This window comes from Vibrio sp. 9-16B-A1, from assembly GCF_056726165.1.
On sequence record NZ_JBSDZD010000001.1, the window covers coordinates 553,349 to 569,296 of the forward strand.

Sequence of the window (15,948 nt, forward strand, 5' to 3'; positions counted from 1 at the left end):
TCATTGCCTGTCTCCATCATGGTTATTTTGAGGTCTCAATACTCGCCTGAGTAAACTCCGGATAGCCGGAAGGTCTTGAGTTATTGAGGTTGGTTCTGAAGTTACTGTCTTTAAGCGGAATGGTCGCCGAGCCGTAATCAAAGCGGTTGAGCTTGTCTCTCATCGCCTGATTTGAAAGGCCGTCTCCGGTCAGCTGGTACCAACTGGTGACGGCTGGTGTTACCCAGTAGCCATAGTGGTTCTCTGCGATTTCATTTGGCTTGGCAAAACGGAATGCGTGAGTGAGTCCGCCGTCCTTGTGATAGACAAACTTGATATGGTCTCCCTGCATCGGCAGGTCACTGACCGGGCTGGTATTCAGGTCACCGTGAGCACTGTAGCTGCCGTGGGTAATGGCACCATTTTTGGTCCAGACCGCCACATGCTCCCAGTCATGACGGTGACCGAACCAGTCCCAGCCCGCCATCACCTGGTCTTTTTCAAAGTAGAGAGAGTAAAAGTGTCCGCAATAGGTATCTCCCTGACTGTCAATACAGGCGTAACGGTGCAGAGTATTGGAAATTTCCAGGAAACCCGCATCACGGCAGTTGCCGTTCAGCGCACCTGAATTCTTCAGGCCCGGATTCTGCTCACCGCTGCGGCTTATTCCGGCAGCCGGATAGCAACCGTCAGTATCAAAGTCGAATACCGGCTCCTGTCCCTGAATAATGATTCCGGCTGGTAAGGCTTCATCCAGTCTGGGGAACTCTGCGGCATTCACGCCAGATGCCACCACGGCCAGTGCAGAAAGACAGATGATATTTTTCATTGTTATATCCCTTTTGTTTTGGGTAGGTATAAGCAGCCGGCAATCCGGCTGCCCGTTATTACTCTTTATTCAAAGCTACTTCTTCAAATCAACCAGGGTGCCGTCAGCCAGGTTCAGGCTGAAGTGATAACTTGGCTGCCCTTGAGAGAACTTGGACAGGATCGCGAACAGGCCACTGAAACGCTGTTTATAAACATCGCCAAACTGGTCGCCACCTTTTGGTGCTTCGCCCAGCACTTTGGCTAACAGTTCGTACTGAGGCATACGTCCGCGGTCGATATCTTTAAATGCCAGTTCATCTGCGTTTCTCAGGCGATAGAAATCCACAGCGAAATCAAAGCCGCTCCATTCGGCAAAATCGGCCAGTTTCAGTCCGTGCTCTTTCGCAATGGCTTCGGCGCGGGTTTGCGCAACCTGCCAGGCTTTATCGAACGCAGGATCCTTTATCTGGGTTGCATCAAAACGTTCTGAGCTTTCCTGACAGGTTTCAAACGCCTGCCTGCCGCCGGTAAGCAGAGCCACACGCTCTGTTGTCAGGGGGCTGTCCAGCTGACTCAGGATCAGCATCTGGCGGCCATCCAGCGCAAATACCATCTGTTTAAGGTCACAGGGCCACTCCTCAGGCAGAAAACGCATCCGGGTCAGCTCAGTGATATGCCAATTGGTAAACTCGTAATAGTCTTTGGCGGTCAGGACTTCTTTGTTCCAGATATCCTCTTTGCCCTGCTCGTTGAGGTGACGCCACTCTTTCTCATAGTGCTCAAACAGCTCATCAAAACGCGGTACCTTATTGAGGATCACCGTTTCAACATCAACCATCTGCTCCGGTTTGAAGGTCAGCAACTTATACGCAGGCACATAAGCCGCCATGGAAGGAGCCTGGATATTGAACAGGAACGAACCATCTTCGTAGCGTTTCACGCCGGTGTCGTTAAAGTGCATGTGTCCGCCAACGTGCAGCCGGATACCGGTTTTCGCCAGCGCGCGGCTGACATCTTCTTTCGGTGAGCGGGCCAGCTGGAAGTTGCCCGGCCCAAAGATATCTTCGATGGTTTCAGCAGCGCCGTTGTAGAACTCAGTCATAGGGAAATGACTGAACGCTACCAGGGTTTTACCCTCTGCTTTAGCGCGCTCTGTGACACTCTTCATCCACTCGATCACGTGCTGCTTGTGAGTCAGCATCCGGTTGTAGCCCGCATTGCCCGAGCCGGCAAAGTTGGACGCCAGCTCCGGTTTACTGGTATCAGCGTCAGCAACCGGGATGTAGACGTTGGCATCGATCCCCAGAAGCCACAGACCTTCCACCGGCTCGACCAGATAACTGGTATCCGGCACCATGAAGCAGGAGGTATAGTCATCCTGCTTGTACTTACCTCCGGTTCCCTGATGACAGATCTCGTACTGACGCTCTGCATAACCGGACTCATCCAGCGCTTTGCGGAAGCTGTAGTTCTTTTCGCTGTAGTCTGAGTAAGGGGTTTCCCAGTAACGGTAAGACTGCTTAGGGAAGAAGCCGAAATCTCCCATCTCTTTAAGCAGTCCCTCATAACCCAGTTCCCGGATCTCTTCGGTACAAACGGTCGGAAGTTCATAGCCGGCGTCTATCGTGGCGCTCTCGCCCTTGTAGCCCTGGCACTCTTTGGCTCCCTTACTGAAGATCCTCTGGGTCTTGCCATCTTTACCGAGAAAATCGCCCTCTCCGCTCGGGCGGTCGAACGGCCGGACCGGATCGTGGTTACCCGGAGCGGCAAAAAACTCCATACCGTACTCTTTCGAGTAGTGGTCCAGGATGCGGGTCAGGCCGCGGATGTGTACCGGCTGGCCGTCATCGCTGAAATCTCCCGGCAGAGCGACATACTTCACTCCGCGCCTTGCGGCATCATCCAGCGCGGCAAGCAGGGCAAAGTAGTTTTCGTTGAACAGCCGGGTCGAGGTGAGCTGAGCCTGCATGCTGCGGATAGTGGCGTGCTCACCACTCTTACTGTTCTTCAGACCTTTAAAGCTGCCGTCTCTGAAATCACCATATACATCATGAAAGTGAATATCCGGCATAAACGCCACTTTTAATTCCTGCCGGGAATGCTCCGCATAACTGTTTCCAGCACTGAGTGCCAGCAAAATTGCGGCGCTTAATTTTAATTTCATTTTTATACTCCATTACAGGTCGTTATTGGTAATATGCTATTACGCCACCTGAATATTTCACTCAGGTGACAAAAACAAAAAAGCGCAGAAATACCAACCGGCACTTCTGCGCTTTTATTCTTATATTTAACTTCATTATTGGAATCAGGATCACCCTGATTACGCTGACAGATCAGAATACGCATGACGGCAGAAGCCGAACAGGTATAATCAAGCGATTTGATATCGATGGCATGCAAACGGGCAGCAACCGTATCTGCAGCATCAGAACGCTCAGAGCCCCTTACAGGGCGGGATAAAACCATCCTGAAGCCACTCCATAAGCGGCTCCACTGGTGGATTAACACATCGGATTCAGGCTGTGATTCATACTGCAACTGCCGGGTATCCGGCATCAGCGACTGGCAAAATTTTCCAAGCATACGAAATAAAGAAACGCCCACCAGCGCTCCTTTATTTGCCGTACTGGAAAACCATTTATTCATTGCCAAACACCTGAGTATTAATTAGTGGATTATGATTATATCCAGGAGCCAACTTATTTAACCGGACAATGGTCACATATTAGTCAAAGTTACTGTAAATCCAGCATCCCTTATTAAGCCAGACCTTTATTACCTGTTTATGCTGTCTGAACAATTCTTTTCGGCATCTGAACAAATGCATACAGGGCAATTATTAAATATCCACCAGCCGGTACCAGGTAACTCAGCGCCAGCCCTGGCCCTGCTGTAAGCCCGGCTTGCAGCATAGGCACAATACCCCCGCCAACACCGCACATGATCAGAATGGCCGAACCCGCTCCGGCCGCATCCCCCAAACCATCAATGGCCCTTGAGAAAATGATCGGATACATAAATGAGTTACACAGCCCGATAAGGATAAGCGCAATCCCACCATAAAGAGACGGATTAAAAATCGCGTACAGTATCAGCCCAATAGCCACCCAGGAGCCTGCCAGCAGAACCCGCAGAGCTGCAAAGCGCGCCGCAACCAGGCTGTAAAGCAAACGCCCGGCCAGTGAGCCTGCCCAATAAAAGCTGATAAAAGTTGCGGCAGCAGCAGGCGTCAGCCCTCCGTACTCAGAAAGGTAACTGATGGTCACCGTACCTATGCTCACCTCAACCCCGACATAGACGAAAATCGTCACAGCGCCGAACATAAACGTGCGGTGGCGGGCCAGCTCACCAAGATAACTGCGGATATCAACCGGTTTACTGCTTCGAAAATCGGCCAGATCAGAGCGGTATATCACAAACGCAACCGTCACCAGCGCCAGACAGAGCATAAGGTAAATATTGGCCACGCCCAGTGTCAGCATGGCAACCCCGAGCAAAAGCGGCCCCGAAGTGGTACCAAGTGAATTAAGCGTCGACGCAATAGTCAGCCGCCGGGTCGCATCATGCTCCGCACCGGACTGGGTTACGTATGGATTGGCAACCACCTGCAGGGACGCCACACCCATTGCAGTAACAAACACCGCGGCCAGGGCTGCGTAAAACAGCTCCAACCAGAGACCGGCAAACAGACCGATACAACCAAAAGCCGTAAGGGCCAACGCCCCCTGAAGCGTCGTCTTATAGCCCCGCCGGGACATCCATACCGATGTCGGCACACAGGCAGCAAACGGCGCCAGATAAAATGCGACCTGCACCAGCATCGACTGCTGGTAACCCAGGCCGAACTGCTGCTGAAAATACGGCACCAGAATGGTGTTGGCCGAAGTCAGCAGCCCCCAGGCGAAAAAGACCAGCGACAGAAGCGCCAGCGAGTTTCTTTGTTGCATTCCCGTACAGGCCCGCATTACTGCGGGCCAGCTCCTGACATTAAGCGTTGATCACGGCATTAAGGGTTTCGATAACCGCTTCCGGCTTATCAGCAGATTTAAGCGAATCACGAAATTCCTGATGCATCAGCTTGCGGGCGATCTTCGAAAAGATCTTCATGTGGGTATCCTGCCCCTCTTCTGTCACCGTCAGCATAATGATCAGGTCAGCGCTCACGTCCTCACCCCAGTCGATTGGCTTATCCAGCGTCATGACCGAGACGCTGTTGTGAGTCACCTTGTCTGATTTACAGTGCGGCACAGCGACCGAGAAGCCGAGCGCGGTGGAGAAAACCGCTTCCCTGTCCCAGATCGCTCTTTCGACTTCAGCCCCCGACGGTGCCCGTCCCTGAAGCTCCAGATTATCGGTCAGCAGTTTTATTGCCTGCGCTTTGGTCTCAACTGTTTGCTGAGTAAAGACCAGTGACGGGTCGAGCGTTTCACGGCTTTGGCTTCCGGCAAGGAAACGGCTGACCAGCGCCTGAACCTGCTCGCCATTTGCCAGACTGACGGCCTCATCAAGAAGCTCACCACAGTCAGCAGCACTCAGGTGTGCCAGCGCATATTTTGATGCGGCGATCTTACCGCCGGATACCGAAAACTGCCTCAGACCTGCGCCCAGCAGCAGAGGCTGAGCCAGTTCTGACGCCGCCATTTCACCACACAGGCTGACCTCAAGACCTGCCTCATCCGCACGCCGGATGATATCGCGGACAAAGGCGAGAAACGCCGGATTGAAGTGGTCATACAGATGGGCGACCGCCTGGTTCCCCCGGTCACAGGCAAAGAAATACTGTATCAGGTCATTGCTGCCGATGGATATGAAATCCAGGTACTCTTTAGCAACGCCAAGCAGGTAAGCAATCGACGGCACTTCCGCCATCACGCCCAGCTTCACCTTACCAGTCTGATGCCCCTCTGCGGTCAGCTCGCCGGTCACCCGGTCCAGATTTTCACGGCACCAGCGGATCTCATCCAGGTTTGCCACCATGGGTACCATCACCGACACCTCGCCATAAGCACTGGCACGCACCAGCGCCCTGAGCTGGCTGTCGAAAATGTTCTGGTACTCAGGGTACATACGGATTGCCCGGTAACCGAGGAACGGGTTTTCCTCCTGCGGGAAGCCCATATAGTCACACGGTTTGTCGCCACCGATATCCAGAGTGCGGATCACCACTTTTTTGCCCGCGCACTTTTCAATCAGATTGCGGTAGTGACGAAACTGCTCCTCTTCCTCCGGGGCTGAAGGCCGCTCACAGAACAAAAGCTCAGTACGGAACAGGCCGATACCGTCTGCACCATTTTGGAGAACGCCTTCGCCTTCTTCGTCGGAAACCACGTTTGCCAGCACGCTGACACCCTGACCGTCACTGGTTTGGATCTGTCTGGTTTTATACTCAGCGCTGCGAGCTTCCAGCCCGGTCAGCCTGCGTCTTTCCAGCGCGTAATAACGCTCTGTATCCGGATTGCTTTTAAGCACTGCTACGCCGTTTAATGCGTCAACAATAACCGACTCCAGACCTGCTGCACGCGTGCAGATATCTTCTACACCAACCAGAGTCGGGATCTGAAATGAGCGCGCCAGGATCACCGTATGCGACGTCGTTCCGCCATCTCCCATCACCAGCCCTTTAATATGCTGTTTGGGCAGCGCCAACAGCTGGCTCGGCGTCAGCAATGCTGGTGACAGAATGACAACGTCAGAATCAATAACCGGAGCCTGAGTCAGGTTGCGGCCACTGACTGTCGACGCCAGCCGGAGTCCGATATCGCGGATATCCAGTGCGCGCTCTTTAAGATAGGCACTGCTGCTCTGCTCCAGAGACTCACACAGGTCTGCGCACGCACGGGCTATCGCTTCAACCGGGTTGCGGGCGTTGTGATGCCTTGCCAGCGCATCGCGAAGTTCCGGATCACGGCTGATGGTCAGGTGCGCTTCCAGAATCGCTTTACTGTCACCGGCGCAGTTAACAACCTCATCTGCCAGCTCAGCTTCGAGTCCGCTGAGGGCTTCACTCAGCCGGTTACTAATATCACCCTCGCAGCCCAGCTCATCGGCAAGCTCCAGTAAGTCGGCATTTTGCAGGATCAGAGGCCTGGCCTCCCCTATCCCCTGAGACGCCACCGTGCCTCTAAGAAGCTCCGGTGCCGCCATCTGTAAAGAAACCGGCAGAGGCAGAGCGTGTGACTGAGCTGAGCTTTCCGGCGCTTCATCGATATCCGCCAACTCGGTTTCGATAAAGCGGCTGAAGAACTCATACGCCTGCTCTTCATCGCTGCCCGAAATCTCCAGGCTGCACATATCATCGAGCAATACATCCGCGCTGATCAGCGAAAGCACACTCCTGGCATTGGCCGATTTCTCTTTGGTTCGGTTTACCAGGGTGATCTCTGAATGGAACTTTCCGGCCCTGAGCTCGATCTCCTTTGCCGGACGCGCATGAATGCCATTTGGCAGAGGACAAATAAATTCAATACTTTTCATTTTCTTACTTCTCTAACTTCAGGGTAACCGGGCTGCATGGCGCGCTCTGTACGCACAGCTCTGTCTGGCTGGATTCATCTAACTGAACGGCGTGGTATGAAAGCCCGGTATCCGGGCTGCCCGCTGGCATGGCTTCGCGGGTCGGATTAAACATACGCAGGATCAGTCCATCATCCTGTTCAGCTTTTTTAAGGGTGCTGAAGTGAAGTCCGGTATCCCACTCCACCAGGCTCTGCGACTCGCTGTAACTGGCGTCTGATTTATTGAGCCTGAAACGCGCCCAGTCGGTTCCTACGTGCGCCATCACCGGGGTGTTTACTGCTTCTGTCACAGACCAGAATCCGGCCTCATCCTGTGGATTAACCGGCACCAGAGAGAGCTCAAAGCAATGCTTACCGATTAGCTGTGAATCCGGAGAAGAAAGCACCATGCCCGACGCCCGGCCCGGGCGGTAAGTCAGGTTTGCCTGGCCCAGCCAGCCGACACTTCGCATCAGGGTGACCGCAACGGTGCCGGTCTTCTCAGGCTGGATTTCATACTCACGCAGCCCTTTTGTGACAATACCCAGACCTCTGCTTTGGTCTTTCTGCATCACCAGCGACTGCATCGGATACAGAGCCACCGGCGCTTCGGTCCAGCCCTCTTCCTGCCACTGCGCCATCTCCGGCGGGTTGTTAAAGCGCTCGATAAGGCCAAATGGCTGGTCGGCAAAGTGAGTTTCACCGATAACACCGGTTGGGAAGCGCAGCTGGATCCTGTGGTCACACACCTGATTATCCAGCTCAACCCGGGCATCGACTGATGGCCTGTCTGCGCGCAGGGTCAGGGTCATCTCAACCGGCAGAGCCGCGCTGGTTTTCTTTTGCTTACGCTCTTCAAGATCAGCCGGGACCGGCAGTTCAAAGCGAATCGTCATTGAGCTGACCAGCTCGCCTTTGGTGGTTTCGATCTGGTGATCAGCCTCATTGGCACTGAGCAGCCAGTCGTTTTCCAGCGGTGAGAAGTTGTAGTTATCACCCTCATCTGAGCCATCCACCAGCTCAAACAGGTTCCGGTACTGCTGACCGGTACGGTGATCATCCAGGATCAGGCCTTCTGCTCCGCTGTGCGTCAGGGTAAACCACTGGTTGCTGATCTGAGCCTGCTGCTGCGGTTCTGCGGAACGCGCTAACGCCGCCTGCTGGTCCTCCTGCAGGTAAATGGTGGTATAGCCGCAGCCAGGGACTGCTTTCACATCCACCACCAGGGTTATTTTGCGGTACCAGGTCGTCGTCGTGCTGTTCGAGAGCTCCTGGATAATGGTCGACATATCCTGACGTGTTTCGCTCAGGATCTGATACGCCAGTTCGTTGCCCTGCTGGTCTTTAAACGCCAGGCTCTCAGCCGGGGTGCAGATGGTCAGCTCAACCAGGCTGTCTGCCACTTTGGGCTTGCTGTTAAACACCACCACTTTGGTGCCATCCTGTGATGCACTAATACCATCAGCGAGTTTTCTGAAGTTAAGCTCCAGAAGCTGGCTGGCCGTTTCAATCCCGGAGAGCAGACGATTGTGCACCATGGCATTAACGCGGTCCGAGTTACAGCCGCCGATACTGTCGTGAGCGTGGCTTTTCATCGCTTCACGCCAGATGTTATTGACCGCCGTGTGGGGATACGGAAGGCCGTTATGGTAGTTAAGCGCCAGCAGCGGCTCCAGATAACGGCTGACCAGGGTTTCCAGCTCTGCGTTGGCCTGCTTGATATCCATCCGGGTTGAGAAGATCCCGCGGTGGATACGCATATATTTCGGGTCAATCATCTCACCGCGAAACTCAGGCAGGTCCCGGCCAAGCTTTTCAAAATAGTGTTCAAATGAACTGCTGACAAAATGGAATTCATCCTGAGCCTGGTTCACCGCATCCAGCGCCCCTGGCACCTGATACTCAAACGGTGACTGGTCGTTTCCGTTTGGCAGCATGGTATGGTCTGTTGCCGCAAACTGACACTGCTTGCGGGTTTTCTCCAGCAGAGTCTCTGTCAGTTCGCCGGTCTCTGCCGGCAGCCATTTGGCGCAGCCGTAGCCCCAGGGAAAAACTGCAGTAGTCACAGCGCTGCCATCCGGGCTGTGCCAGTTAAACTCTGTGGTTTCCACCAGTCGCTCAGACCAGCCACGCCACAACACCGCTTTATCGATATTGAACTGATTCAGAAACAGGGGCAGTTGTTCAGTCTGGCCGAATGAGTCGGGCACATAGCCGACTTTCATCGCGCCGCCATAGCGGGCGCTGTCTGCCATACCAAGCAGCAGGTTTCTGCTGATCGACTCGGCACTGACGGTCAGAAAGTCGGTCTGGGTGTACCAGGGACCGATCTGAATTCGCCCACCAAAGATAAGTTTATCTAATCTTGTTTTGTTCTCAGGCGCAACTTCAAGGTAGTCTTCCAGCACGACTGTTTGCGCATCTAAAATAAAAGGGCCAAGGTCTAAATCCGATTCCAGACGGCTCATTAAATCTTCCATAAAATAATAAAGAAGAGCTTTTGAATCGTTCTCTGTAAAATACCACTCTCGGTCCCAGTGGGTATGTTGAATTAAATGTATCGTTTTCATAAGGCGCAGTTAACCCGAAGCTTTCGCTCCTAAATAAAGAAATAAGGGGAAGTATTATTAATTGTTGGCTAAATAGCCGTTCCAGATTTCGGTCCGTCTGGCAGATATTGAACACAGACTCACGTAGCCCTTTTCTGGGGCTCCTCCTTGCGTTCCGTGGGGGCCGCCCAGGTGCAAGGAGGGTCTGCTTATCAATATCAGCCTGACTACCAACGAGTAAGGAAACTAACGCGTCACAGTAAACTTCGGCGCGCTGTCCGGCTTGGCTTTCTGTTTGGTTTCTTCACCGTTGAATACCAGCAGAGAACCCAGAGCGATGATCGCTGAACCGGTCGCGATAGCAAGCACGTAGACAAACCAGCTCTCAACCGCCAGCCAGCCATAGAAGCCGGAGATCGGCGCTTTGTTTACCGCCCCAAGGCCTACCGCCATGGCTGCACCGACTGCCGAGCCCACTACGTTCACCGCGATGATCTTCGGGTTAGCCAGAGCAAACGGAATCGCCCCTTCTGACACCCCGATAAGGCCCATCAGAGTCGACGCTTTACCTGCCTCCTGAAGTGATTCAGGGAAACGCTTCTTCCAGATCAGTGTCGCCACACCGATTCCGATTGGCGGGATAATGATCGCCACCTGCGCTGCGGTGTTCGGGTCATAAATACCGGATGCCAGCAACGCCATCGCTGTGGTTACCGCCGCTTTGTTGATTGGGCCGCCCAGGTCAAAGCCCACCATGCCACCGACAACCGCAGCAAGAATGATCTTGTTGCCATCAGACATAGACATCAGCCAGGTTTCCAGACCACGATTAAGCGCAGCCATAGGGTCGCCAATCACATAAGACATCAGCAGACAGACCAGCAGCGTGCCACCAACAGGGATAATAAAGATCGGGCCGGCTGAAGCGAGCGCCTTAGGCAGCTTTATCTTAGTCGCCAGATACTTAACTATGTAACCTGCTAAAAGACCTGCCGCCAGAGCGCCCAGGAAACCGGTGCCGATCTTGCCGGCCAGAAGGCCGCCGATCATACCCGGTGCGATGGCTGGTTTGTTAGCCAGTGCAAACGCAATATAGCCCGCTACCACAGGCAGCATCAGCGACAGCGCCATACCACCAAAGCCATCCAGATCATGGAACAGACGGACCAGGCTGTGAACCGACTCACCGTGGCTGCCGTCCCAGATATTGTCGACACCGTAGAAAGAGGCACCGATACGGGCGATGCCCATTAATACTGCGCCGGCGATAATAAACGGCAGCATATAGGAGACGCCGGTCATGATGGCATTTTTTATATCGGTGCCTACCGATTTGTTTCCGGAATTAAACTGAGTCATTACTGTATCTCCGCCTGCAGGGCTTCAAATAAGGCATCGCCGTGTTTAATAGGGTCTGCAACTTTACACTCTATTTTTGGCAGAGAAGTAAAGCGTTCCAGGCCGTTGATTGCCACATCCGCCGCGATGATCGCTGCATCGGCACGGGCAACGTCTTCGGCCGTAATTTCGTTTTCCGCTCCCATACTTCCCTGGGTCTCTACCTTGATTTCCAGGCCAAGCTCTTTACCTTTGACTTCCAGAGCTTCTGCAGCCATATAGGTGTGGGCAACGCCGGTAGGGCAAGCGGCTACGCATACGATGTACATAGTGTGTTCCTCTTTTTATTGTAAAAAAAAACACACAACGGCAAAACGCTCGTTGTGTGTTCTTTGATTAAGATTGTATTTACAGCAAAACGCGCTCTTTCCAGCACGCTGTACTGACAGGCTTTCAGGATCTCAGTGAAACAAACGCTGGCAATAAAAGTCAGCACACTCAGCGAACGCTGAGCATGTAGTACTGCACATTTGTGTTCATGATGACAACCAGCACCTCCGGCACGGACAAACATACGGCGGAAAGGCGGCACTAACTCAGCACTCTTAGTCCAGAGGCAGGAGTACTGCTCAGACAGATTGAGTTCATCCTTAGCGCTGCTGGTTTGAGTCAGCTTATCGACAGAATAAGGCAGGAAAAACAGACAAAACGCACGCAGCGCCAGTGCAGCGTACTGCAGGCACTCGCTCAGGTTTTGTTTGTTTAACTCAGGTGTTTTCATCACACACGCCTCAATTCCATAATGATGACAACAATAATACCAACAGGATAAAATATCCGTGACCAAAATCTCACTACAGCCAGATTTACAAATTTATTTATAATAAGATCCCTGACATTTAATTCTTAACAAAAATAAAGAGGCGTTAATTTACCCACCTCCCCAGCCGCAAACTTTACAGATTAGTTTTACTAATGCACATGTATTATCAGTTGCAAGCACCGACAGATGCCTTTACCATTCATCCCGTAAATTCAGGCACACAAAGATGAAGTCACTAAAATCCGCGATGGAAGCCATCGCTTATCTCAAACAGCCCCGTATCCATTAGCTGGTTTGGTTCTCACCCAAAGCGGCAGGCATGACTGTGCCTGCTATTTTCTGAACTGAGGAGAACTGAACATGACCAACAAACACTGGACCAAAATGGAAATGCTGCACGAAACCGTGCAGAACCCGAACATCACCATCAGAGGCACCCACAGCTACTACAGCGATGCATACGACAACGGCTTCGAGCGTTCCGTCGTACGTTACCTGCATGGCGATGAGCAGACCCGCGACCGGGAACCACCATGGGAAATCGATAAGCTGCACATCGGCGATTACGTCTGCATCGGCGCAGAAGCCGTCATTCTGATGGGGGGCAACCACACTCACCGCCAGGACTGGTTCAGCCTCTACCCGTTTATGGACAAGATCACCGAAGCCTACCAGAGCAAAGGGGATACCTGGCTGAAAGATGGCTGCTGGATCGGTATGCGCGCGATGATCATGCCGGGCGTGACCATCGGAGAAGGTGCGATTGTGGCAGCAAACAGCGTGGTGACCAAAGACGTGGCGCCCTACACCATCGTAGGTGGTACGCCCGCAAAAGTAGTCCGTACCCGCTTTGAGCCGGAAGTCATTGAGCGTCTGCTGGCGCTGAACATCTACGAATGGCCGGAGGTAAAATTCAACGCGCTGAAAATGCAGATCTGTGACAGCGATATCGACGCACTGGAGCGGGCGTCTGCGCTTTATGATCTTCAGGCAGAGTCAGCTGACGACTAACCACCTTTCTGATATCCGGATCAGGGGACTGATCCGGTATCACCTGAGCCTGTCTCCTACCTGAACGTTGTGCTGCCGGGCAAAGCCCGCATTGGTTTCGAGCACATATCGCACTGGCTGAGAACTCTTCAGCAACTCAGTTGAATGAGGCGTGGTGTTTTCAAAAATCTGCGCCACAATCCCCTCCTCTGTAATAAAAAACATATCCAGCGGGATATAAGTGTTTTTCATCCACATCGAGACATTCACCGGCTCGCTGTAATCAAACAGCATTCCGCATGAATCACACAAACTCTGACGATACATCAGCCCGGTAGCGCGCTGCTCAGGTGTTCTGGCCAGCTCGATATCCAACTTAGCCAGCTCAGAAGAGTCGCGATAAAACGACACCGTGCTCTCACAAGCGGTTAGCAGGAACAGAGTCAGCAGAAGAGTCAGAGATTTACACATAGAAGGCTTATCCATTAAATAGTTAGCAGGACTATGATCAATATAAACCTGAAAATCAATTAATTAACCTGATAAGTTTAAGTCGTCCCGGTTTTCCGGCTGGTTCACCAACTGTCACATTATCCACCGCACAGATCTCTCTGCCGCTTCCGTACAGGTGCACTGATTTGGCATTTCCGTGATTATCACCAATAATTGACTAAAGTAGTCAGGTATTAGTGAGGGGCAGGAATGAAAGGAATCATTTTTACCGAATTTCTGGAGCTGGTTGAAGACAGGTTCGGTCTGGAAGTGGTCGACAAAATGCTGGAACAGTCTGCCGATGATGGTACCTATACCTCTGTTGGCAGCTACGATCACAGAAAACTGGTTACCATGATAATTACCCTGAGCAAAATCACCGGCATCAGCCATGAGGATTTGCAACAGGTCTTTGGCCAGGCAGTATTTGCCAATCTGATTAAAGCACTCCCTTCCACCGCCAGCCTTGGTCAGTGTAAAGATGCTTTTCAGTTTATCCGCCACGTAGAAGACTACATCCACCTGGAAGTAAAAAAACTCTATCCGGACGCCAAACCTCCCCGCTTCTCCTTTATCAGCCAGACAGAAACTGAAATGGTCATGGACTACCACAGTGCCCGCTGCCTCTCACATGTCTGCCTGGGGCTGATAAAAGGCTGTGCAGACTATTTCAACCAGACTGTCGGAGTCACCATGCAGGCGCTGACCAAAGATCAGAGCCAGGTACGCTTTACCCTCGTTCTGGAGCCCTGATGGAAAGCCCGCTTGAACGTAAGCTGCAAAGAGAAATCGCAGCGCGCAAACAGGCAGAGCGGTTGCTTGAGGAGAAAAGCCTTGAGCTCTATCGCTCCAACCAGCAACTCGCCATCGCGCTTGGTGAGCTGGAGAAAACTTCCAGCCGCCAGCTTCAGGAGCTGGAGTTCCAGCGCTTTATTGACGATTTGCTTATCCACTACGGACGGGTTCTGCTGAGAAGAGATCCGGACGAGCTGATTCTGGATGAACTGTTGACTCAACTCGAAGCCAACCCATGGATTGAACACCTCTCACTGACACTCTCTTCCCGGGCAGGTATCCCGGTCAGCCGGTTTAGTGCTGTGCTGCCCCCGGTTTCCCCCGGCTGGGATGATAATCGCCTCACTTTAACGCTTGAACAGGAAGGCTCGCTGCTCGCCATTATGGAGATCCGGACCCGTGGCGAACTGCACGATGAAATAGAAAATGGCCTGACCAAAATTGCCGACCTGCTTTGCAGCGCTTTTCAGCGCCAGATGATATTACGGAGGCAAATTGAGCTGCGTGAACAGGCTCAGGCCTCAGAGCGTGCAACCAGAGAGTTTCTGGCGATGATAAACCATGAGCTGAGAACGCCGCTCAATGGCCTGCTGGGAGGAGCAGAGCTGCTTTCCGAAACATGCCTGGATGACGACCAGAATCAGCTGCTCTCAACGATTAATCACTCCGGCGAACTGCTGCGTTGCATTATTAACGACCTGCTTGATTTCAGTAAACTCAACGCCGGTATGTTTGAGCTTATCCAGCGCCCGTTCCACTTTTCTGAACTGGAGCAGACACTTGAGGGGATTTTTTCGTCGAGGGCACAGCAAAAAGGCCTGAGCTTCTCTATCAGTAGCTCAGACACTATGCCAGCCTGTCTTGAGGGTGATATTGAACGAATAAGCCAGATACTGGTTAACCTGATCGGTAACGCAGTCAAGTTTACCGAGCATGGTTTTGTCCGTGTATCGCTCGACTGGCGAAACGGACTGTTCAGCGCAAGAGTTACTGATTCCGGTATCGGTATCAGCAATACAAAAGGACTGTTTGAACCCTTTACCCAGGAAGACAAAGGTGACAGACGCCAGTACGAAGGAACCGGGCTTGGCCTCGCGATCTGTAAACAGTTGATCGATTTAATGAACGGAGAGATTAAAGTGCACAGCCAGCCAGGTAAAGGCAGCAATTTTTATGTCTCCATCCCGCTTTGTGAAACCCAGGCCCTGCCACCACAGGTCAGTCACTCTGCAGAACAGACCACACCGCTTTCCGGCGAACTGAGTATCCTTGTGGTTGAAGATATCAAAGTCAATCAACTGGTGGTCGAACAGATGCTGAACAAAGTAGGCATTTCCCCCGTCCTCGCAGACAACGGCCTTCAGGCACTGCAGAGCGCAGAGAAAAAGCGCTATGACCTGATTCTGATGGATTGCAGAATGCCCATTATGGACGGTTTTGAAGCAACACGCCGGTTGCGCGACAAAGGGTATCAGCAACCGATTATTGCCCTGACAGCCGGAACCACAGCCGACGAGCGCACTGCCTGCCACGAGGCCGGAATGGATGACCTGCTCTCCAAGCCCTACCGGAGCCATGAACTGGTCAGCATGATTGAAAAATGGGTTCACAGCTCCTGAGCCATATTCCCGCCCCCACTTTAGTCCGCCCAATAACTTCTTATGACTCTTTACTA

General features: G+C 52.6%; 13 protein-coding genes. 3 read left to right on the top strand and 10 right to left on the bottom strand.

Annotated features, from left to right (window positions below):
• Window positions 1-22 precede the first annotated feature (22 nt).
• The 9 genes from ACVB80_RS02540 to ACVB80_RS02580 all read right to left on the bottom strand — a co-directional run bounded on the left by ACVB80_RS02540 (window position 23) and on the right by ACVB80_RS02580 (window position 11,954).
• The gene (locus tag ACVB80_RS02540) at window positions 23-808 is read right to left on the bottom strand and encodes an NPP1 family protein (protein ID WP_481079684.1); all 786 of its coding nucleotides are present in this window, start codon (window positions 806-808) and stop codon (window positions 23-25) included.
• Window positions 809-883: 75 nt separating this feature from the next.
• Complete coding sequence (locus tag ACVB80_RS02545) at window positions 884-2,953, bottom strand: metallophosphoesterase (protein ID WP_481079685.1); 2,070 nt, start codon at window positions 2,951-2,953, stop codon at window positions 884-886.
• A 2-nt stretch (window positions 2,954-2,955) separates the two neighbouring features.
• Window positions 2,956-3,438 (bottom strand): hypothetical protein, encoded by a 483-nt coding sequence (locus ACVB80_RS02550; RefSeq protein ID WP_481079686.1) that lies wholly within the window; start codon window positions 3,436-3,438, stop codon window positions 2,956-2,958.
• Window positions 3,439-3,575: 137 nt separating this feature from the next.
• The gene (locus ACVB80_RS02555; protein WP_481079687.1) at window positions 3,576-4,739 is read right to left on the bottom strand and encodes an MFS transporter; all 1,164 of its coding nucleotides are present in this window, start codon (window positions 4,737-4,739) and stop codon (window positions 3,576-3,578) included.
• A 40-nt stretch (window positions 4,740-4,779) separates the two neighbouring features.
• Window positions 4,780-7,266 carry a phosphoenolpyruvate--protein phosphotransferase gene (gene ptsP, locus ACVB80_RS02560; RefSeq protein WP_481079688.1) on the bottom strand — a complete coding sequence of 829 codons (2,487 nt, stop codon included), beginning with the start codon at window positions 7,264-7,266 and terminating at the stop codon, window positions 4,780-4,782.
• A gap of 4 nt (window positions 7,267-7,270) precedes the next feature.
• Window positions 7,271-9,856 (bottom strand): glycoside hydrolase family 38 N-terminal domain-containing protein, encoded by a 2,586-nt coding sequence (locus ACVB80_RS02565; protein ID WP_481079689.1) that lies wholly within the window; start codon window positions 9,854-9,856, stop codon window positions 7,271-7,273.
• A 225-nt stretch (window positions 9,857-10,081) separates the two neighbouring features.
• A complete protein-coding gene (locus ACVB80_RS02570) occupies window positions 10,082-11,194 on the bottom strand; it encodes a PTS fructose transporter subunit IIC (RefSeq protein ID WP_481079690.1) in 1,113 nt (370 codons plus the stop codon).
• Window positions 11,194-11,502 carry a PTS fructose transporter subunit IIB gene (locus ACVB80_RS02575; protein WP_481079691.1) on the bottom strand — a complete coding sequence of 103 codons (309 nt, stop codon included), beginning with the start codon at window positions 11,500-11,502 and terminating at the stop codon, window positions 11,194-11,196. Before ACVB80_RS02575 ends, ACVB80_RS02570 begins: the two co-directional genes overlap by 1 nt.
• Window positions 11,484-11,954, bottom strand: a complete 471-nt coding sequence (locus ACVB80_RS02580; protein ID WP_481079692.1) for a hypothetical protein — start codon at window positions 11,952-11,954, stop codon at window positions 11,484-11,486. The genes ACVB80_RS02575 and ACVB80_RS02580 overlap by 19 nt, the downstream gene beginning before the upstream one ends.
• A gap of 402 nt (window positions 11,955-12,356) precedes the next feature.
• Between ACVB80_RS02580 and ACVB80_RS02585 the strand changes: the two genes are divergently transcribed.
• On the top strand, window positions 12,357-13,007 hold the full coding sequence (locus ACVB80_RS02585) for a CatB-related O-acetyltransferase (protein ID WP_481079693.1): 651 nt from the start codon (window positions 12,357-12,359) through the stop codon (window positions 13,005-13,007).
• A gap of 39 nt (window positions 13,008-13,046) precedes the next feature.
• Here the strand turns inward: ACVB80_RS02585 and ACVB80_RS02590 are convergent, their stop codons facing one another.
• On the bottom strand, window positions 13,047-13,457 hold the full coding sequence (locus ACVB80_RS02590) for a DUF192 domain-containing protein (protein ID WP_481079694.1): 411 nt from the start codon (window positions 13,455-13,457) through the stop codon (window positions 13,047-13,049).
• 231 nt (window positions 13,458-13,688) lie between these two features.
• Between ACVB80_RS02590 and ACVB80_RS02595 the strand changes: the two genes are divergently transcribed.
• Together ACVB80_RS02595 and ACVB80_RS02600 are read left to right on the top strand one after the other, a co-directional pair.
• The gene (locus tag ACVB80_RS02595) at window positions 13,689-14,231 is read left to right on the top strand and encodes a heme NO-binding domain-containing protein (protein ID WP_481079695.1); all 543 of its coding nucleotides are present in this window, start codon (window positions 13,689-13,691) and stop codon (window positions 14,229-14,231) included.
• Complete coding sequence (locus ACVB80_RS02600) at window positions 14,231-15,892, top strand: response regulator (protein ID WP_481079696.1); 1,662 nt, start codon at window positions 14,231-14,233, stop codon at window positions 15,890-15,892. The genes ACVB80_RS02595 and ACVB80_RS02600 overlap by 1 nt, the downstream gene beginning before the upstream one ends.
• Window positions 15,893-15,948: the final 56 nt, after the last annotated feature.